Here is a 19,156-nt window from a genome sequence, read left to right as displayed (position 1 = left end):
CATTAATCAGTCAAGCGTTTACATTTCTTGTTTTTGGATAATTTCCTGGAAACCGACTATAATGAAAAAGAGAAAAGGGGAGTTGGGAAATTTACCCTCTCCCTTTTTGGCTAAAAGAATCAAAAATATGATAACAATATCTAAGGAGGTTCTTGGATTATGAATAAAAAGTCGATTAAAGATATTGAATTAAAGGGGAAACGCGTATTTTGCCGTGTTGATTTCAACGTTCCAATGCAGGACGGAAAGATTTCGGATGATACGAGAATCAAGGCTGCACTGCCGACGATTTCCTATTTGACAGAACAAGGCGCAAAAGTCATCTTAGCCAGCCATCTTGGCCGTCCTAAAGGACAAGTCGTAGAAGAATTGCGTTTAGCACCTGTTGCGGAAAGACTAAGCGAACTTAGCGGCAAAGATGTGCAAAAGGCTGAAGAAGCATACGGCGAGACCGTTCAATCAATCATTGAAAACATGCAAAATGGCGAGATCCTGTTGTTGGAAAACGTTCGTTTCTATCCAGGAGAAGAGAAGAACGATCAAGAATTGGCGAAATCATTTGCGGCACTGGCTGATGTTTATGTTAACGATGCATTCGGAGCTGCGCACCGTGCACATGCTTCAACTGAAGGAATAGCTCACCATCTCCCGGCCGTTGCTGGATTGCTGATGGAAAAAGAGCTTTCTGTACTTGGAAAAGCCCTATCCAACCCAGAACGTCCTTTTACAGCTATAATTGGCGGAGCAAAAGTAAAGGATAAGATAGGCGTTATCGAAAACCTTTTGGAAAAGGTCGATCACTTGATCATCGGTGGTGGATTGGGTTACACATTCATTAAAGCGCAAGGTCATGAAATCGGTAATTCATTACTGGAAGAAGACAAAATAGAATTGGCCAAATCTTTCATCGAAAGTGCAAAAGAAAAAGGCGTAAAACTTCATTTGCCTATCGATGCAGTCGTAACTGCTGAATTTTCACCTGATGCAGAGACGGATAATGTCGATATCGATGCTATTCCAAATGATAAAATGGCTCTTGATATCGGACCAAAAACAAGTGAATTATTTGCGGATGTAATCAAAAGTTCCAAGCTTGTCATTTGGAATGGACCAATGGGTGTATTCGAGTTCGATAAATTTGCGAATGGAACGAGAACCGTTGCTCAAGCCTTGGCGGAAGCAAATGATACGTACAGCATTGTTGGCGGAGGGGATTCGGCCGCAGCTGCAGAAAAGTTTGGCCTGGCAGAAAAGATGTCCCATATTTCAACTGGCGGCGGTGCATCTCTTGAGTTCATGGAAGGCAAAGAGTTGCCTGGCGTTGTAGCCTTGAACGATAAATAAGATTAAACCGTTACATATTTCAACATTAGAAGGGATGAGAAACCAAATGCGTAAACCGATTATTGCAGGAAACTGGAAAATGAATAAAACACTATCTGAAGCGACAGCCTTTTTAGAAGAAGTGAGCAATTTGATTCCTAAGCAAGATGTAATCGATACGGTTGTATGTGCTCCAGCTTTATTTTTGGATCAGCTCGTTCAAGCAGCAAAAGGAACCGATGTGAAAATCGGGGCACAGAACATGCACTTTGAAGAAAGCGGTGCTTTCACAGGAGAAATCAGCCCAATCGCATTGGCTGATCTTGGGGTATCCTACGTTATACTTGGTCATTCTGAGCGCAGGGAAATGTTCAACGAAACGGATGAAGCCGTTAATAAAAAAGCTCATGCCGCTTTTGCCCACCAGTTGACCCCGATCGTTTGCTGCGGTGAAACACTTGAGCAAAGGGAAGCTGGCGAAACGAATGATTTCGTAGGCAGCCAGATTGAAAAAGGCCTAGCAGGATTATCTGACGATCAATTGAAACAAGCCGTTATTGCTTATGAGCCGATTTGGGCGATTGGAACAGGAAAATCGTCATCTGCTCAAGATGCTAATGAAGTTTGTGCGCATATCCGCTCAGTTGTTGCCGACAAATTTTCAAATGAAGCAGCTGCAGTCATCCGCATTCAGTACGGTGGCAGTGTAAAACCTGAGAATATTAAAGAGTACATGGCACAACCTGATATAGACGGTGCATTGGTTGGCGGTGCTAGTTTGAAATCCGATTCATTTTTACAATTGCTGGAGGCTGGTCACTATGAGTAAGTCGCCTGTGGCACTTATCATCTTAGACGGTTTTGGCTGCCGTAACGAAGAAAAGGGTAATGCTGTTTTTCATGCGAAAAAACCGAACTTTGACCGATATTGGGAACAGTATCCGCACTCCCATTTAACTGCAAGCGGGGAAGCGGTCGGCTTGCCTGCCGGTCAAATGGGGAACTCGGAAGTGGGCCATCTGAATATCGGGGCAGGACGGATCGTTTATCAAAGCCTGACCCGTGTGAACCTGGCAATACGTGAAGGTGAGTTTGCACAAAACCCAACTTTGGTCGATGCCATGAGCCATACCAAGAAAAAAGGCACGGACCTTCATCTTTTCGGTCTTCTTTCAGATGGCGGCGTGCATAGTCATATTGATCATATGTATGCCCTTTTGAAATTGGCCGCTAAAGAAGGAGTTAAAAATGTATATGTACATGCATTTTTAGATGGCCGTGATGTCGGACCGAAAACGGCACAGGGTTATATTAAGGAAGCGGAAGCGAAAATGAAGGAAATCGGTGTTGGTCAGTTTGCGACCATTTCCGGAAGATATTATTCGATGGACCGTGATAAGCGCTGGGAGCGTGTGGAGAAATCCTACCGTTCGATGGTGTATGGTGATGGCCCTGCTTATTCTTCTGCGATGGAATGTGTCGAGGATTCGTATGAACATGGAATTTTCGACGAGTTCGTGATACCTTCAGTCATAACGGCGGAAGACGGTAAACCGGTGGCAACGATTAAAGATGATGATGCCGTAATCTTTTATAACTTCCGTCCAGACCGGGCGATCCAGATTTCCAATACGTTCACGAATGAGGATTTTCGTTCATTTGACCGCGGTCCTGGACATCCGAAGCATCTCCATTTTGTCTGCTTGACACATTTTTCAGAAACAGTTGACGGATATGTTGCATTTAATCCGACAAATCTTGATAATACATTAGGGGAAGTACTTTCCCAAAACCAGCTTACCCAGCTTCGCATCGCTGAAACTGAAAAATATCCGCATGTGACGTTTTTCATGAGCGGCGGACGTGAAGAGAAGTTTCCTGGTGAAGAGAGGATTTTAATTAATTCTCCGAAAGTCGCTACATATGATTTACAACCGGAAATGAGTGCTTATGAAGTGACGGATGCATTGGTGGAACAAATTGAGGCTGACCGTTTTGATGCCATTCTCTTGAATTTTGCCAACCCGGACATGGTTGGTCATTCAGGAATGCTTGAGCCTACCATTAAAGCGATTGAAACAGTGGATGAATGCCTAGGCAGGATTGTCGATTTAATCGTCTCAAAAGGCGGTACAGCGATCATCACCGCTGACCATGGGAATGCTGACGAAGTGGTAACGCTAGAAGGCAACCCGATGACAGCCCATACTACGAATCCCGTTCCTGTCATTATCACTAAAAATAAGGTAACATTAAGAACAGGTGGTATCTTAGGCGATTTAGCTCCAACGATGCTTGATTTGCTTGGAGTCGAAAAACCTGTTGAAATGACAGGGAAATCCCTATTATCTAAATAAAATTGTGAATAGGAAAAGGAGAGATTTATAATGCCGTACATCGAACATGTATATGCACGCGAAGTGCTAGATTCACGTGGTAACCCAACAATAGAAGTAGAAATCCAAACAGAGTCCGGATACTTCGGACGTGCAATCGTACCATCAGGTGCTTCAACAGGAGAACACGAAGCGGTTGAGCTTCGTGACGGGGATAAATCTCGCTACCTGGGTAAAGGGGTACAAAAAGCAGTCGATAATGTAAATGATATCATTGCTGAAGCTGTCATCGGTTTGGATGTAACGAACCAAGCAGGCCTTGACCTTACTATGATTGAATTGGATGGCACTGAAAACAAAGGAAACTTGGGAGCTAATGCAATCCTTGGCGTATCAATGGCTGCTGCCCATGCCGCTGCGGAATTTTCTGGATTACCATTGTATCGTTACCTTGGTGGGTTCAATGCGAAACAACTTCCGACTCCAATGATGAATATCATTAACGGCGGATCACATGCCGATAACAATGTTGACTTCCAGGAATTCATGATCCTGCCTGTAGGAGCTCCTAGCTTCAAAGAAGCAGTTCGTATGGGTGCAGAAGTATTCCATGCCTTGAAATCTGTCCTTTCTGCCAAAGGCTTGAATACGGCAGTCGGCGATGAAGGCGGCTTTGCGCCAAACCTTGGTTCAAACCGTGAAGCGCTTCAAGTCATCATCGAGGCAATTGAAAAAGCTGGCTACAAAGCAGGCGAAGATATCTACCTTGGCATGGACGTGGCTTCATCTGAATTCTATAACAAAGAAACAGGCAAATATGATCTTGCAGGCGAAGGCCGCAATGGTGTTACATCCGAAGAAATGGTTGCTTTCTATGAAGAGCTAGTGAATGAATTCCCTATTATCTCCATCGAAGACGGCCTGGATGAAAATGACTGGGATGGCCACAAGCTTCTAACGGAACGCATCGGTTCTAAAGTTCAGCTTGTTGGTGACGATCTTTTCGTAACGAACACGAAAAAATTGGCTGAAGGCATCGAAAAAGGCATCGGTAACTCCATCCTGATCAAAGTGAACCAAATTGGTACACTGACTGAAACGTTTGATGCAATCGAAATGGCTAAACGCGCAGGCTACACTGCAGTCGTTTCCCACCGTTCAGGTGAAACGGAAGATGCAACGATCGCTGATATCGCCGTTGCAACAAACGCAGGACAAATCAAAACCGGTTCCATGTCCCGTACGGACCGTATCGCTAAATACAACCAACTTCTTCGCATCGAAGACCAGCTTGGTGACTTGGCTGTATATGGCGGCTTGAAATCTTTCTATAACTTGAAGAAGTAATCTTACAGAAATTTTCCCTCCTATTCAATCTGGCCATCCACATTGAATAGGAGGTTTTTTATGCCCAGAAACCAGTCACTGCTTCCAGCTTGAAAGGATTTAATCAAACGTTTGATTAATAAAAAAAAGGTGCCGCATCCGGGCACCTTTTCTCATTTATCCGATACAGCTTCCACTGGTACGGCATTATAGTATTCTTCTAATGTAATCTTCGCTTCAAAGATTTCAGTTGCGGCATCGACACCAACATAGCGAATATGCCATGGTTCGTATTTATAACCCGTGATGTTTTCCTTGCCTTCAGGGTAACGGATGATAAATCCGTATTCATGTGCATGTTCAGCAAGCCAGGCCGCTTCATTCGTATCACCGAAGCAGTCTTGGGCAGCGCATGCCCCATCGTGGGTCGTGACATCAATCGCCAGGCCCGTTTCATGCTCGCTTGTCCCAGGCATTGCACTGTAGGTTTTCGCTTTTTCTTCCCCGTCCTTAGCCACATAGTTATTAAAGACCGTGATTTGTGTTTGGTGTGAGCGGTAAGCGGAAACGCCGGCAAAGTGCATATTGTCTTTTTCGGCAGCTTGGAACATTAATTCAAGAGCCTTTCCCGCTTCTTCGCGCATCATTCTTTTTTCGATTTTATCTTCAAAGATGAAATCCACATTTGGGTAGATAAGGTCAGCAGGTTTGTAATCTTCAGGCAGGCTGTATTGTTTATTGACAAGTACAGGTATGCTTTCCGGATCGGCTAACGTCTGAAGGCCAGCCTGTGCGGGTGTAGCCGCTTCATCAACCTCCACCTGGCGCTGGGCCGATTCTTTTGAGTCATTATTCTTGTCGGTCTCAGTCTCCTTCTCAGTCTCCTGGGAGCTCGGCTGTTCTTCTTTTTGCTCTTTTTCATGCTCGCTTGTCAGGTCGGATGAACAGCCAGCCATCAGAATGAAAGATGATAGAGCGGTTGCTGCAAATATAGGTTTTAACATATGAAAGGCCCCTTGCTTTTAATATAAGATTTCCAATAAAAGTAGTTTTGAAAAATTATCGTGATAAGTAATCCCTAGTTAATTCACTTTGATATTTATCAAGAAATAAGCCAATCCAGACGACCATCAATAAAAATGGATAATCGTTACGGATTGCGGTTTCCACGACGGGATCAGACCAAAAGCTCGAAAGGAAACCAGAGGACATCCTGATTGTCTCGAATGTGACAAGGGCGTGAAGCGATAACCAAAGAATCGTAAGGGTATTGGTCCCGAATCCAATGACCGCCGCTATGACGCTCAGCAAGGCGGCTGCTGCCCCGATCAGGAGGACATTGAAGCTTGATTGGAAAAAGTCGATACCGCTATTGGAAAGTCCATTATAAATAATAGCAGTAAAATAAACGGTTGTCGTGATATATGCAGCAAATAATAAGTATCGATTTCCGTGATACTTTGCCAGCAGCAATAAAAGCGGTGATAGGATGATTAATAGGACGCTGATGAAATTGCTTCCGCCTGTCCATAAAGAATAGCCGGCAACCGCCGAGAATAGGATGGTCAGGAGATCAAGAATCCGTAGTATGGACTTAAACATGTTGACACCTCTTTCTCTATTTATGCAAATTATCTCAAACTTTGATTCAAAAAGAAATAAATGACGATGGGTTTTTAGGAATTCTTACCATCATAGTATAACAAAGATTGTGGATATTTATTGGGTGTGGTAAAGTTAAAGTAATTGTTTATTGGTTCTTCAGGAGGTGTAATTGCATGCATGCATTTCTCATAACGCTTTTAGTGATTGTCAGTATCGCCCTCATTGTGACGGTATTGCTTCAATCAGGTAAGAGTGCAGGTTTATCAGGTGCGATTGCCGGCGGTGCTGAGCAGTTATTCGGAAAGCAAAAGGCACGCGGTTTGGACCTGGTTTTACATCGTGCGACAATAGTATTGGCGATTCTATTCTTTGCTTTAACTTTACTTGTTGCATACTTTGATGTGTAATGGATCAAAAATGAGTCTAGCTAAATAGCTAGGCTTTTTTCTTTGCACAATAGTTGCATGAATAGATATAGTGATTTTAGTACTTAATTATAGGATAGGGATTTTTAAAAATTCTATTTACTGATAAAGGAGTTCAAGGTCATGAAAATCAAGCTGCAGCAGCCCTTTACTTTTGAAGGCGGAAAAAGGGCTGTCTTACTTTTACATGGATTCACGGGGAATTCAGCGGATGTACGGATGCTGGGCCGTTACTTGGAGAAACAGGGGTACACCTGCCATGCCCCGCACTATGAAGGGCATGGCGTTCCCCCAGAGGAGCTGGTGAAAACAGGTCCGGAAGATTGGTGGAAAGATGTCATGATGGGCTACGATTTCCTGAAAAGCAAAGGCCATGAAGAAATTGCTGTTGCCGGACTCTCATTAGGAGGCGTATTTTCTCTTAAATTAGGTTACACTGTACCTATAAAGGGTATCGTATCAATGTGTGCGCCTATGTATATCAAAAGTGAAGAAATGATGTTTAAAGGAGTATTGGAGTACGCCAGAGAATTTAAGAAGTATGAAGGAAAAACTCAAGAGCAAATAGAGCTTGAAATGGACCTCCTTGCCGATAAACCGATGAATACATTGAAAGCCCTTCAGGAATTGATAACGGATGTACGGGAGCACGTCGATCTTATTTACGCTCCGACATTTGTCGTGCAGGGCCGGCATGATGATGTTATCAATCCAAAAAGTGCCGATATTATTATTGATTCCATTGAATCACCGGTCAAAAAAATCAAGTGGTATGAAGAATCCGGTCATGTCATAACCCTTGATAAAGAAAAAGACGAGCTGCATGAAGATGTATTGGAATTTTTAGAAAGTCTGGATTGGTCCGAATAACAAAAATATACCCTGAATAGGAGGGTTTTCATGGAAGATAACATTCAAGAACATATTAATAAGCTTCTGACATATATGACGGATGAAGCGTATAAGCCGTTAACGGTACAAGAACTGGAAGAGGCTTTGAAAATCGAAGACTCGGCAGATTTCAAGAATTTCGTTAAGGCTTTAGTAAAGATGGAAGAAAAGGGATTGGTGGTCAGAACGAGGAGCAATCGTTACGGCCTGCCGCAAAAAATGAATTTGTTCCGCGGTAAATTAACGGGGCACGCAAAGGGGTTTGCCTTTGTCACACCTGAAGACAACCCGGGAATGGATGATATTTTCATTCCGCCAAATGAAACGGGCACAGCGATGCATGGAGATGTCGTCATGGTACGGGTATCTTCGGAAACATCGGGCTCAAGGCAAGAAGGCACGGTCATCAGAATACTTGAACGCGGAATTACACAAGTGGTCGGTACATACTCCGAAAGTAAAAGTTTTGGTTTCGTCATCCCTGATGATAAAAAGATCGCAAACGATATCTTCATTCCACAGCATGCTTCACATGGAGCGGTAGAGGGACATAAGGTTGTCGTCAAGCTTACTTCTTATCCTGAAGGACGCATAAGTGCCGAAGGTGAAGTCATTGAGATTCTTGGCCATAAAAATGATCCTGGTGTGGATATTCTTTCCGTGATCCATAAGTATGGTTTGCCGATGGAGTTCCCGGATGACGTCATGGAGCAGGCCAATGCCGTTTCCGATACCATTCAGGAAAGTGAAATTGGCAACCGCAGGGACTTGCGTAATGATGTTTTGGTCACGATTGATGGAGCGGATGCAAAGGATCTGGATGATGCCGTCACTGTTTCCAAGCTTGAAAATGGCAATTACAAGCTGGGCGTTCATATTGCTGATGTCAGTCATTACGTGAAGGAAGGTTCTCCAATCGATAAGGAAGCCCTGGAAAGAGGGACGAGCGTGTATTTGGTGGACAGGGTCATCCCGATGATCCCGCATCGTTTATCGAATGGCATTTGTTCCTTGAACCCACAAGTCGATCGTTTTACACTCTCATGTGAAATGGAAATCACGCCGGATGGCAAAGTCGTCAACCATGATATTTTTGAAAGTGTCATTAAGACGACGGAACGTATGACATATGGCAATGTGAACAAAATCCTTGTCGATAAAGATGAAGAACAGCTTGAACGCTATGAAGCGTTGGTGCCGATGTTCCAGGACATGGAGAAGCTAGCGGCCATCCTTCGCAAGAACCGGATGAACCGCGGTGCGATCGACTTTGATTTCAATGAAGCAAGAGTCATCGTTGATGAAGAGGGCCATCCGACTGATGTGGTTTTACGTGAAAGGTCGGTTGCGGAAAAGCTGATTGAAGAGTTCATGCTTGCAGCTAATGAAACCGTTGCTGAGCATTTCCACCGTCTTGACCTACCGTTCATTTACCGTATTCATGAAGATCCAAAGCCGGAAAAACTGCAGCGTTTCTTTGAATTCATTACGAACTTCGGATACATTGTAAGGGGATCGGCCAATGACGTCCATCCTAAGGCGTTACAGGAAATCATTGAGGCGGTTGCCGGTAAGCCGGAAGAAACGGTCATATCCACCGTCATGCTTCGTTCCATGCAACAGGCGAAATATGATCCGGAGAGCTTAGGCCACTTTGGTTTATCTGCTGAGTTTTATACACATTTCACATCGCCGATTCGCCGTTACCCGGATTTGATCGTGCACAGGCTGATCAGGACCTACTTGGTGGAAGGTAAAATGGATGAAGCTACGAAGGAGAAATGGAATGCCAATTTACCTGAGATTGCCGATCATACATCGAAACGCGAACGTCGCTCAGTCGATGCCGAGCGGGAAACGGATGATCTGAAGAAAGCGGAATACATGCTGGATAAAATCGGCGAAGAATATACCGGGATAATTGGTTCAGTCACGAATTTCGGGATGTTCGTCGAGCTGCCGAACACGATTGAAGGACTTGTCCATGTCAGCTTCATGACGGATGATTATTATCGCTTCGATGAGCGTCAGCTAGCAATGATCGGGGAACGTACCGGTAATGTGTTCCGGATTGGCGATGAAATCGACGTTCGTGTTTCCAACGTCAATAAAGAGGAACGCGCCATCGATTTTGAAATTATCGGCATGAAGGTAAGCCGTCCGCGTCCATCCGGCGAGAAGAAAATATTCAAAGCCAATTCAGGTGAACGCAAACGCGGCCGAGGCGGCAATGGAGGACGTAATGAAGGAAAAGGCGGCGGCCGTAATGGAGATTCGCCTTCTACTGGAAGAAAACCGAAAAAGAAGAAAAAATTCTTTGAAAATGCGCCAGCTGCCAAGCGCAAGAGAAAACCTAAAAAGAGATAAAGATTGAGGCGGGGGGATGATTCTTTCATCCTCTTGCCGCGATTGGATGTAAAAAGGGGAGAGTTAGATGCCAAAAGGCTCAGGTAAACAATTAGCACAAAATAAAAAAGCATATCATGATTTCTTTATTGAACAAACGTTTGAAGCGGGAATCGTTTTAAAAGGGACCGAAATCAAAGCAATCCGTGCGGCACGAGTGAATTTGAAGGATGCCTTCGCTAAAATAGAAAATGGTGAAGTTTATCTTCATAATATGCATGTCAGCCCTTATGAGCAGGGAAACCAGTTTAACCATGATCCGTTACGGACACGGAAGCTTCTTTTGCATAAGAAAGAAATCAGTAAACTAATCGGGGAAACAAAGGTAACAGGTTACACCATCGTCCCGTTGAAAATGTATTTAAAGAATGGCTTTGCCAAAGTTTTAATCGGACTTGGAAAAGGGAAGAAACAATATGACAAGCGTGATGACCTGAAGAAGAAGGAAGCGAAGCGTGATATTGAACGTGCTTTCCGTGATCGTCAGAAGATGTAGAACTGCCAAGACCTTACAATTGATTTTTTGAACCAATCTGTTATAATTAATCCTGTACCGATGACAATTGAATATCAGCCAACTTGCTGACTATTCTTCTCTCGTACGCTCCATTTATATCATGGGGACGTTACGGATTCGACAGGGATAGTTCGAGCTTAAGTTGCGAGTCGAGGGGATCGGCCTCGTTAAAACGTCAACGCCTATAACTGGCAAACAAAACAACAACCTAGCTTTCGCTGCTTAATAACAGTCGATAGCTGTTCCTCCCTCCATGGCCCACGTGGTAGGGTAAGGGACTCACTCTAAGTGGGATACGCCGGAATCCACCGTCTGAGGATGAAGGAAGAGACCAATCAGACTAGCTGCTCTGCCGCCTGTCGATAGGCTAATGAGTTCGCGAAATGCGAATATATCGACTACACTCGTAGAAGCTTAAGTGCCGTTATGTCTGGACGTGGGTTCGACTCCCACCGTCTCCACCAATACATATATTGGTGGTTTTTTATTTGGTTTTTTTTCGTCGTTTTTGTCGAAAAATCGATAAATCGTATAATTCGCAGATATATCAGGATTTTTCGTTGATATATCTCCAATTTCGAAGATATATTCCCGATTTCGCAGATAAACTGTACAATTTCCATCATTTGCTGTAGAATCCTTTTGAAGAAAATAGGATTGGAGCGATGAAATTGATTGTAAAAAAACGAAAAGTTCCTCTTGCCGTCCGCAAATTACGTGCATTAGCGTGCAGGCTTCCTCCGAATCACCCTAAAGTTCCCTTAATCATGAACGATCTCAAAAAAAGGGAAGCGGGCTATAAAGGGGAATGTTCCATTGATTTTCCATTAAGCTTTCTTGAACCGAAAAGCTATTTCATCTTCCACGATTTAAGGCTTCAGGATCAATCCCGATTTTTTCAACTGGATACCTTATTAATCTCCAAGAAATATGCGCTTATCATTGAAGTGAAGAACATTGCAGGGTCAATCTATTTTGATCCGCATTTCAACCAGCTCATTCGAACGATAGAAGGAAAAGAAACGGCCTTTTCAGATCCCATCATACAAGTCAGCCGCCAGGAATCACAATTGACCAATTGGTTCTTGAAAAACGGTTTTCCCTCACTGCCCATCCTTTCATTGATTGTCATCAGCAATCCCCAAACAATCATCCGTACAGCTCTTGAAAACCATGAACTCCACTATAAAGTTATCCATCGCGATGCACTTCCTGCTAAAATTAATCAAATGGAGCATTCCATAACAGAATCCAGTTTTAGTGAGAAAGATTTGAAGAAAGCAATTCGCGTAATGAATAAACACCACATCGATGCGGACTTTTCCATTCTGGAACGATACAATCTTACCGAAAAGGACCTAATTAAAGGAGTGATTTGTGAGAATTGTAAGGGCAATAAATTATTTAGAAGGCATGGCACATGGCTTTGCAATCAATGCCAACTCTCCAGTAAAAAAGCACATATCCCGGCTTTACGAGATTATTTTTATCTATTAGGCTCGACCATAACGAATCGGCAGTTGAGGAACTTTTTAAACATTTCCTCTTCATCCAGTGCAACGAGGATCTTGCAATCATTGAATCTGACAAGCAGTGGTGCGAATAAGGGGAGGGTGTACAGCCTGTATTTTGATGAGTGATTTCTGAGTGATCTTGCCTTAATCATAAAAAAGGAATAGTTTCTATACCATTCCTTAATAGTAAAAATCATTTCTCTATATTTACATCAACATTTTGGAAATCCTCCAAAATAATATCTATTACTGGAAAAACTCCATCAGCTTGATAAGCTAATAAGATTTTTTTTACTGAGGCAATATGTAATTCTTCCATTTCCATATTTTTTATATCCGCCATTTTTTTTCTCATTTCTTCCTTTGTGGGATAATTTTTTGTGCCGTAAACCCACATGAAAAATCTATCTAACTCACTAACCTCTTGCTCTGTAAAGCCATGTGATAATAACTCATAATACCTAGACTTTAAATTCGGGGCCATACTATCATGTAATTTAAAAAATGCATGCTTCAATAAAAACAATTCGTATTCTAATTCCTTAATTTTTTCTTCTTGATTCATTTAAATCATCCACTCCAATGCAACGCTGCGTGTTCATCAGTTTTGCAGCAACTAAGCCCTATGATAAAACAAAGACTCAAAAGAAGCTTCTCTTGAGTCTTTGTTCCGTTTCTATTCTTTTAATTCCTTGCCCATTCCCTTGAGGAAGTGAACGCCAAAGCCGATTGCCCGGTTTATGTCTGGATCATTCAATGTTTTCATTAATTCCAGAACGCCGATCTTCTTATCGGACTGAAGGAATTTGTTTCCTTCATCGATTCCTGCAAGTGCACTGTTCAGCAGTTTCGTGGATTGTGCAGCATCGGCGTTCATCAAGGCTCCTGTTGCACCCATAAGGGTATTGATCAGGTTTGTGACAGGTTGCCTTGTGATTTGTTGAAGTGCGATTTTGGCAATTTGTTCTTTTCCTTGAAGCATGGAGGTCGCGGCTTCGAATACTCCCGAGACATTCAGTTCATTGACGATTTTAAACATATTGTTCAAGGCATCTTCATTATCGGTGATCAGCGTTTTCAGTTCCTCCAGTTTTTGTAGCTTTATCTCTTCCTCAGTAATGGGATTATGGATTTCCGTTATAGGAGCTGCCATGATCTTCACCCTCCTTGTTTAATTATCCGTTAAGTGAACATACCCTGGACGGGCCCACTTACGTTCAACCTCGACACCATTTTGAGGATGACGTTTTTTGTTCCGTGGATTGGTACCCGGTAATGGAATGTCTCCGCTTGCGCTTAATACTTCCATGCGGACCATCGTCTGTTTGTAAGCAGGCGTGCTTGTGCGTCGATCATAGATGGGACCGGTCAGGAAGTTAATGGCAGAGTCTTTATCGACGGAGTTCATCGGTAAAAATAGCTCATTATTTTTAACACGGTCTGTGATCAATGCTTTTAACTTAACGGCCCCGAATGGAGACACCAAGCGAACGAGTCCGCCATCACTGACTTTACGTTCTTTGGCAAGTTCTGGGGAAACCTCGACGAAAATATCAGGTACTTTCGCTTGGATTCCATTGGATTTGTTCGTCATATTCCCTTCATGGAAATGCTCCAGCATGCGTCCATTATTGATATGAAGGTCATATTCTTCCGGGAATTTATGAGGTTCCACCCAGTCAGCCAGTGCAAAGCGCGCTTTTTTATCAGGGAAGTTGAAGCCATCCACATAAAGAAGCGGCGTGCTTGATCCATCATGGCTCCCCCAGAGGAAGCTGTTCCATCCTTCCAGCACTTCATAATTCGCTTGGCTGAATATCGGTGACAGGCTTGCCATTTCGTCATAGATTTCACTAGGGTGAGAGTAGTTCCAATTCGCACCTAAGCGGTTGGCGATCTCTTGGGTGATTTCCCAGTCCGCCTTAGAATCTCCCATAGTGGGAAGGGCTTTATATAATCGCTGTACACGGCGCTCCGTATTGGTGAAGGTTCCGTCTTTTTCAAGAGATGGAGCACCGGGCAATACCACGTCGGCATATTGGGCAGTTCTTGAAAGGAAAATATCCTGGACAACAAAGAAGTCCAATCCGGATAACACTTTATCAACATGGTTGGCATCCGCGTCAACAAGTGCCATATCTTCACCTACAAGATACATCGCCTTCATGTCGCCTTTTTCTATCGCTTTAAGCATTTCAATATTGTTCAAGCCTGGTTGGCCATCGATTTTCACTCCATAAGCTTTTTCGAATTTAGCACGTGCCACGTCATCGGTAACATGCTGATATCCTGGAAGCCATGTTGGAAGGGTACCCATATCGCAAGCGCCCTGTACATTGTTATGGCCGCGAAGCGGATAGGCTCCCGCTCCTGGACGACGGTAGTTACCCGTAGCCAATAGCAGGTTGGAAATTGCCGCCGAAGTATCGGAAGCACCGGTGTTTTGTGTTACGCCCATACCCCAAAGAATGCATGTACCATCTGCATCGCGAATGGTCTCAGCAATTTGGATCAATGTTTCTCTTGAAATGCCTGTGTGTGTTTCTGCATATTCCAGGGTATATTTTTCAAGTACTTCTTTATAATCGTCGAAGAAGTTAACATTTTCATTGATGAATTCTTGATCATGCCAGCCTTGATCGATCATATATTTTGTAACCGCCATCAACCAAACTTGATCCGTTCCTTGTTTTGGGCTGATATGGATGTCGGAACGTTCGGCCATTTCGTTTTTGCGGATGTCAGCTACGATCAGTTTTTGTCCGTGAAGCTTGTGAGCCCGTTTAACGCGTGTCGCCAGTACGGGATGGCCTTCTGCCGGGTTGGCACCAACGATGATGACAAGACCTGCTGCGGCGATATCTTTGATCGTACCAGCATCTCCGCCCATGCCGACTGTACGGAACAGTCCGTCTGTTGCCGGAGATTGACAGTAACGAGAGCAATTGTCCACGTTATTCGTTTCGAACATTTGCCGTGCCAGTTTTTGAATGACATAGTTTTCTTCATTCGTGATCTTGGAAGAGGAAATGAAGCCTACTGAATTTCTGCCGTATTGCTGTTTGATCGAACCGAGTCTGGATGCAACCAAATCAAGTGCTTCATCCCAGCTTGATTCAACGAATCTTCCATTTTTCCGAATCAGGGGCTTTGTCAAACGTTTTTCCGAGTTTACGAAGTCCCAACCGAATTTCCCTTTGACACATGTGGATATCGCATTGACGGGTGCTTCATGAGTAGGTTGGACTTTAAGGATTTTACGGCCTTTTGTCCAGACTTCGAATGTGCATCCAACCCCACAGAACGTACAGACCGTTTTTGTCTTCTTCGTCCGTGTCTCTCGCATTGCCGCTTCAATCTCCGAAATGGCAAAGATCCCGCTGTATCCAGGTTCCACTTCTTTGACAAGGTCTATCATCGGTTCAAGCATATCGTTTTTCAAGCCTGACATGAAACCAGCTTCGCCAAGCATCGATTTTTCCATTAATGCATTACATGGACAGATCGTTACACATTGTCCGCAGCCTACACAAGACGAGTTATTGATTTCCGTTCCTTCATCCCATATTACCCGAGGGCGTTCTGCTTCCCAGTCGATGGACAGCGTCTCGTTGACCTGAAGGTTTTGGCACACTTCAACACATTGCCCGCATGCGATGCATTGATTGGCATCATAGCGGTAAAATGGATGGGACATATCGACGGCACCCAATTCCACTTTCGGTGTATAAGGATATTTTTGGTGTTCAATTTCCATTAATTCTGCCGTGTTATGTAGCTTGCAATTTCCGTTATTATTATCACATACAGTACAGTATAAAGAATGGTTTTCAAGTATCCGGTCCATGGCCTCGGTTTGGGCTTCTTTTGCCTTGCTTGAGTCCAAGGCTATATCCATGCCGCTCACTGCTTTTGTCGAACATGACCGGACGAGTTTCCCATTAACTTCGACGATGCATGTGTCGCATGTTTGGATCGGATCCACTTCAGGAACATAACAAATCTGTGGGTGAGCCATCTCATTTTGGTTGATGACCTCCAGTATTGTCATACCTTCATTAGCGGTATAAGCCTTCCCGTTGATTGTGATGGTGATGTTTGAATCGCTCATTATATTTCCCCCTTTTATAGCCAAAAAGACGCAAAAAAACCACCATGATTACACCTCCGTCTCTGAACGGAAATGTAGGTCATGGTGGAATAGTTTAATAGCAAAGCTTGCCAATATACCAATCCATACCATAATGGATAATTTTAAAAAAGATAGGACACAACAGTACACTATCATGCTCCCAACTTTCATCATTGATATTATACCTTTTATCATGAAAAGAAACAATCCTGGAAAGAGGGTATCATTCCCAAATCCCTTTCGTTTTTCTTCGCGTTGATTTATGATAAGAAAATTGAGAACTTAATTTTTCTTGAAATGGAGTGACGCAACGGTGTCAAAAGTTATCCATGAATTCAATGATATGATTCGTAAGCTGCGCAAGGAACTATTCGGTAAAGGGCCAGAACGGATACACACGGTTTTCGTGGAAAATATGGCCGTTTCTACGTTATATGGAAATTTGACTCCTACGGAAATGTTCATATCAAGATCGGAGGAAGGAAGGGATATGGTCCATTCTGCACGAACCAAAATGGTTCAGGATGTGTATTCGGAGAGTCCTCCCGATGGAATGGAAGATCTGGTTGGAGCTAAACTGCTCCATTTGTTTTCAGACATCAAAATCAAAGAAAACATAGCGATTTCCGTATTCGTATTTGATAAGAATATAGCGGACAAACTCAACGGGCATTGACCATGTTCCTTACATATTGGTCAATAGGCTCCTGGATAGTAAAAGGAGTGGGAGCATGAAAGCGATTGAAATCAAGAGGGACATCATCCGGATAACCAAAGGTAACATCGAGCGGACGGAAGATGCGATCGTAACGGAGCATCCCGTTACTGTCAAAATAAATGGCCAGGAATTCGTCACGATGGTTTGTACACCTGAATACATCGAGGATATGGTGATTGGTTATTTGGCTTCGGAAGGAATCATCAAAAAATATGATGAGATAAAAGAAATCTGGGTCCAGGAAAAAGAAGGATTTGTTCATGTGAAGACGGATAAAGTGAATCCCTACTTCCAGGACTTTCAAAATAAGCGGTATATTACATCATGCTGCGGAATGAGCAGACAAGGTTTCGTCTTTGTAAATGATGCATTGACTGCCAAGAAAATGGATGATGTTTCGGTGAAACTGACTCCTGATGACTGCTTCCGCTTGATGAAGGATTTACAAAATTCTGCTGTCACCTTCCAGAACACGGGCGGAGTCCACAATGCCGCTTTATGTGATGCCGGTGGCCTCGTATTAAGCAGGATGGACATCGGAAGGCATAATGCCTTGGACAAAATATACGGGCATTGCTTGAAAAATGGCATTTCGATGGAAGGGAAGGCTATCGTGTTCAGCGGCCGGATTTCATCGGAAATTCTCTTGAAAGTGGCGAAAATCGGCTGTGAACTGATACTCTCGAAGTCCGCTCCAACTGAATTGGCTTTGGAGTTGGCTGAAGGATTGGGAATCACGACGGTCGGGTTCATTCGCAATGATTCACTGAATATCTACACATGTCCTGAAAGAATTCTATTGAATGACTGAGCATCCTTCGCTGGAAGGATGCTTATCGGAAAGTCCTGCCGGTTTGGCCTGGGCTTTTTTGTATTTGTAAAAGGATATATCCAACAGGCCTTTTGTGGTACAGTTTTTATAAAACATTCAAGGGAATTCGTATCGGGGGAAGGGTTATGAACGAAAGGGATTGGCATATTTTAAAGGTGTTGCATGAACACAGGAATATTACTAAAACGGCGCAAAGTTTATATATCTCGCAACCTTCTTTAACGAAACGGATTCAACAAATGGAGAAGGAATTCAATCTGAAGATTGTGGAGCGGGGAACTAGGGGAGTGCAGTTCACCCCTCAAGGTGAATATTTGGCCATCTGTGCAGATGAGATGCTGATCAGGCTCCGGCAGATAAAAGAGACAGCATTCAATATGGGTCAGGAGATCAGTGGAACATTACGGCTGGGTGTTTCCAACTATATTACGCTGCATAAGTTGCCAGGCCTGCTGAAAATATTTCGTGAGCGATTTCCTAAAGTGGATTTCCATGTGACAACTGGCTGGAGTAAAGAAGTGCTGGACCTCATTTATAAGGAAGAAGTGCATGTCGGGATTGTTCGGGGGGACTATCAATGGTCAGGATCAAGGCATCATCTTTTTGAGGAAACGATTTGTATTGCTTCCAAGGAAGAAATCGAAGTCCGGAACCTGCCTTTCCTGCCGAGGATCGATTATGGGACAGATGCCCTTTTGAAAACAATGATCGATAATTGGTGGAGAGACAATTTTTCCGGACCTCCTTTGGTGGGGATGGAAGTGGACAAAGGGGATACATGCAAGGAAATGGTCAGGAATGGCCTGGGATATGGCATCCTCCCCAGTGTTTTATTGGAGAAAGACCAAAACCTCCGTCAAATGGACCTTAAGGACAAGCAAGGTAATCCCCTTATCAGGAATACGTGGATGTTATATCATGAAAAGTCGCTGGAATTAAAACTGGTCAAAGAGTTTGTCGAATTTGTCAAAGGCGTCGATTTCATGAGGGATATTTAACGGGAAGGGCAGAAATGCTTTTTTATCATTCCTTTTTTGAATGGATAACGATAATTTATTGGTATTTTAATTATGGTCATCCCGGCATTATGATAGATGGGAGATGTATATCATCAGGAATTTGCCTAAGGAA

17 protein-coding genes and 1 other RNA gene are annotated in these 19,156 nt (G+C 43.4%); 13 read left to right on the top strand and 5 right to left on the bottom strand.

Annotation, left to right across the window (positions count from 1 at the left end):
* Positions 1-159: 159 nt before the first annotated feature.
* From MKX49_RS24075 to eno, 4 genes are read left to right on the top strand one after another with little or no spacing between them, the layout of a single operon-like run.
* A complete protein-coding gene (locus MKX49_RS24075; protein ID WP_034309986.1) occupies positions 160-1,344 on the top strand; it encodes a phosphoglycerate kinase in 1,185 nt (394 codons plus the stop codon).
* A gap of 46 nt (positions 1,345-1,390) precedes the next feature.
* Complete coding sequence (gene tpiA / locus MKX49_RS24070; RefSeq protein WP_340878079.1) at positions 1,391-2,152, top strand: triose-phosphate isomerase; 762 nt, start codon at positions 1,391-1,393, stop codon at positions 2,150-2,152.
* Positions 2,145-3,680, top strand: a complete 1,536-nt coding sequence (gene gpmI / locus MKX49_RS24065; protein WP_340878077.1) for a 2,3-bisphosphoglycerate-independent phosphoglycerate mutase — start codon at positions 2,145-2,147, stop codon at positions 3,678-3,680. The genes tpiA and gpmI overlap by 8 nt, the downstream gene beginning before the upstream one ends.
* A 30-nt stretch (positions 3,681-3,710) precedes the next feature.
* The gene (eno, locus tag MKX49_RS24060; protein WP_034309992.1) at positions 3,711-5,006 is read left to right on the top strand and encodes a phosphopyruvate hydratase; all 1,296 of its coding nucleotides are present in this window, start codon (positions 3,711-3,713) and stop codon (positions 5,004-5,006) included.
* Positions 5,007-5,158: 152 nt separating this feature from the next.
* Here eno and MKX49_RS24055 read toward each other — a convergent pair whose 3' ends face one another.
* Together MKX49_RS24055 and MKX49_RS24050 are read right to left on the bottom strand one after the other, a co-directional pair.
* Positions 5,159-5,989, bottom strand: a complete 831-nt coding sequence (locus tag MKX49_RS24055; RefSeq protein WP_252268017.1) for a M15 family metallopeptidase — start codon at positions 5,987-5,989, stop codon at positions 5,159-5,161.
* Between the two features lie 55 nt (positions 5,990-6,044).
* Positions 6,045-6,587 (bottom strand): hypothetical protein, encoded by a 543-nt coding sequence (locus MKX49_RS24050; RefSeq protein WP_048688068.1) that lies wholly within the window; start codon positions 6,585-6,587, stop codon positions 6,045-6,047.
* Between the two features lie 176 nt (positions 6,588-6,763).
* Between MKX49_RS24050 and secG the strand changes: the two genes are divergently transcribed.
* The 6 genes from secG (at position 6,764) to MKX49_RS24020 (ending at position 12,469) form a co-directional block, all read left to right on the top strand.
* Positions 6,764-6,997 (top strand): preprotein translocase subunit SecG, encoded by a 234-nt coding sequence (gene secG / locus MKX49_RS24045; protein ID WP_034309999.1) that lies wholly within the window; start codon positions 6,764-6,766, stop codon positions 6,995-6,997.
* A 141-nt stretch (positions 6,998-7,138) separates the two neighbouring features.
* On the top strand, positions 7,139-7,885 hold the full coding sequence (locus MKX49_RS24040) for an alpha/beta hydrolase (protein WP_048688071.1): 747 nt from the start codon (positions 7,139-7,141) through the stop codon (positions 7,883-7,885).
* Positions 7,886-7,915: 30 nt separating this feature from the next.
* Positions 7,916-10,273, top strand: coding sequence for a ribonuclease R (gene rnr, locus MKX49_RS24035; protein ID WP_202313617.1), 2,358 nt, complete (start codon positions 7,916-7,918; stop codon positions 10,271-10,273).
* A 67-nt stretch (positions 10,274-10,340) separates the two neighbouring features.
* Entirely contained in the window at positions 10,341-10,808 is a 468-nt protein-coding gene (gene smpB / locus MKX49_RS24030; protein WP_034310006.1) for an SsrA-binding protein SmpB, read from the top strand.
* A 123-nt stretch (positions 10,809-10,931) separates the two neighbouring features.
* Positions 10,932-11,293, top strand: a transfer-messenger RNA (tmRNA) gene (gene ssrA, locus MKX49_RS24025).
* 201 nt (positions 11,294-11,494) lie between these two features.
* Positions 11,495-12,469 (top strand): nuclease-related domain-containing protein, encoded by a 975-nt coding sequence (locus tag MKX49_RS24020; protein WP_340878072.1) that lies wholly within the window; start codon positions 11,495-11,497, stop codon positions 12,467-12,469.
* Between the two features lie 67 nt (positions 12,470-12,536).
* Here the strand turns inward: MKX49_RS24020 and MKX49_RS24015 are convergent, their stop codons facing one another.
* The 3 genes from MKX49_RS24015 to fdhF form a co-directional block, all read right to left on the bottom strand.
* Positions 12,537-12,908 carry a hypothetical protein gene (locus MKX49_RS24015; protein ID WP_260358738.1) on the bottom strand — a complete coding sequence of 124 codons (372 nt, stop codon included), beginning with the start codon at positions 12,906-12,908 and terminating at the stop codon, positions 12,537-12,539.
* Between the two features lie 111 nt (positions 12,909-13,019).
* Entirely contained in the window at positions 13,020-13,496 is a 477-nt protein-coding gene (locus tag MKX49_RS24010; RefSeq protein WP_340878070.1) for a DUF1641 domain-containing protein, read from the bottom strand.
* Between the two features lie 18 nt (positions 13,497-13,514).
* Complete coding sequence (fdhF, locus tag MKX49_RS24005; RefSeq protein WP_340878069.1) at positions 13,515-16,454, bottom strand: formate dehydrogenase subunit alpha; 2,940 nt, start codon at positions 16,452-16,454, stop codon at positions 13,515-13,517.
* Between the two features lie 334 nt (positions 16,455-16,788).
* Between fdhF and MKX49_RS24000 the strand changes: the two genes are divergently transcribed.
* The 3 genes from MKX49_RS24000 to MKX49_RS23990 all read left to right on the top strand — a co-directional run bounded on the left by MKX49_RS24000 (position 16,789) and on the right by MKX49_RS23990 (position 19,023).
* Positions 16,789-17,151 carry a DUF2294 domain-containing protein gene (locus MKX49_RS24000; protein ID WP_048688083.1) on the top strand — a complete coding sequence of 121 codons (363 nt, stop codon included), beginning with the start codon at positions 16,789-16,791 and terminating at the stop codon, positions 17,149-17,151.
* A gap of 55 nt (positions 17,152-17,206) precedes the next feature.
* A complete protein-coding gene (gene fdhD, locus MKX49_RS23995) occupies positions 17,207-18,004 on the top strand; it encodes a formate dehydrogenase accessory sulfurtransferase FdhD (protein ID WP_323596303.1) in 798 nt (265 codons plus the stop codon).
* Between the two features lie 146 nt (positions 18,005-18,150).
* Positions 18,151-19,023: a LysR family transcriptional regulator gene (locus tag MKX49_RS23990; protein ID WP_340878067.1), complete on the top strand. Its 873-nt coding sequence runs from the start codon at positions 18,151-18,153 to the stop codon at positions 19,021-19,023.
* Positions 19,024-19,156 lie beyond the last annotated feature (133 nt).

The organism is Peribacillus sp. FSL M8-0224, assembly GCF_038003055.1.
GTDB classification, from domain to species: domain Bacteria; phylum Bacillota; class Bacilli; order Bacillales; family DSM-1321; genus Peribacillus; species Peribacillus frigoritolerans.
The sequence above is the reverse complement of the archived record's forward strand: the minus strand, read 5'-3'. Positions and strand labels throughout refer to the sequence as shown.

Excerpts from the sequence above, each read along its gene's own strand:
- MKX49_RS24075 (WP_034309986.1), top strand. The coding sequence starts at position 160 with ATGAATAAAAAGTCGATTAAAGATATTGAATTAAAGGGGAAACGCGTA.
- tpiA (WP_340878079.1), top strand. The coding sequence starts at position 1,391 with ATGCGTAAACCGATTATTGCAGGAAACTGGAAAATGAATAAAACACTA.
- gpmI (WP_340878077.1), top strand. The coding sequence starts at position 2,145 with ATGAGTAAGTCGCCTGTGGCACTTATCATCTTAGACGGTTTTGGCTGC.
- eno (WP_034309992.1), top strand. The coding sequence starts at position 3,711 with ATGCCGTACATCGAACATGTATATGCACGCGAAGTGCTAGATTCACGT.
- MKX49_RS24055 (WP_252268017.1), bottom strand. The coding sequence starts at position 5,989 with ATGTTAAAACCTATATTTGCAGCAACCGCTCTATCATCTTTCATTCTG.
- MKX49_RS24050 (WP_048688068.1), bottom strand. The coding sequence starts at position 6,587 with ATGTTTAAGTCCATACTACGGATTCTTGATCTCCTGACCATCCTATTC.
- secG (WP_034309999.1), top strand. The coding sequence starts at position 6,764 with ATGCATGCATTTCTCATAACGCTTTTAGTGATTGTCAGTATCGCCCTC.
- MKX49_RS24040 (WP_048688071.1), top strand. The coding sequence starts at position 7,139 with ATGAAAATCAAGCTGCAGCAGCCCTTTACTTTTGAAGGCGGAAAAAGG.
- rnr (WP_202313617.1), top strand. The coding sequence starts at position 7,916 with ATGGAAGATAACATTCAAGAACATATTAATAAGCTTCTGACATATATG.
- smpB (WP_034310006.1), top strand. The coding sequence starts at position 10,341 with ATGCCAAAAGGCTCAGGTAAACAATTAGCACAAAATAAAAAAGCATAT.
- MKX49_RS24020 (WP_340878072.1), top strand. The coding sequence starts at position 11,495 with ATGAAATTGATTGTAAAAAAACGAAAAGTTCCTCTTGCCGTCCGCAAA.
- MKX49_RS24015 (WP_260358738.1), bottom strand. The coding sequence starts at position 12,908 with ATGAATCAAGAAGAAAAAATTAAGGAATTAGAATACGAATTGTTTTTA.
- MKX49_RS24010 (WP_340878070.1), bottom strand. The coding sequence starts at position 13,496 with ATGGCAGCTCCTATAACGGAAATCCATAATCCCATTACTGAGGAAGAG.
- fdhF (WP_340878069.1), bottom strand. The coding sequence starts at position 16,454 with ATGAGCGATTCAAACATCACCATCACAATCAACGGGAAGGCTTATACC.
- fdhD (WP_323596303.1), top strand. The coding sequence starts at position 17,207 with ATGAAAGCGATTGAAATCAAGAGGGACATCATCCGGATAACCAAAGGT.
- MKX49_RS23990 (WP_340878067.1), top strand. The coding sequence starts at position 18,151 with ATGAACGAAAGGGATTGGCATATTTTAAAGGTGTTGCATGAACACAGG.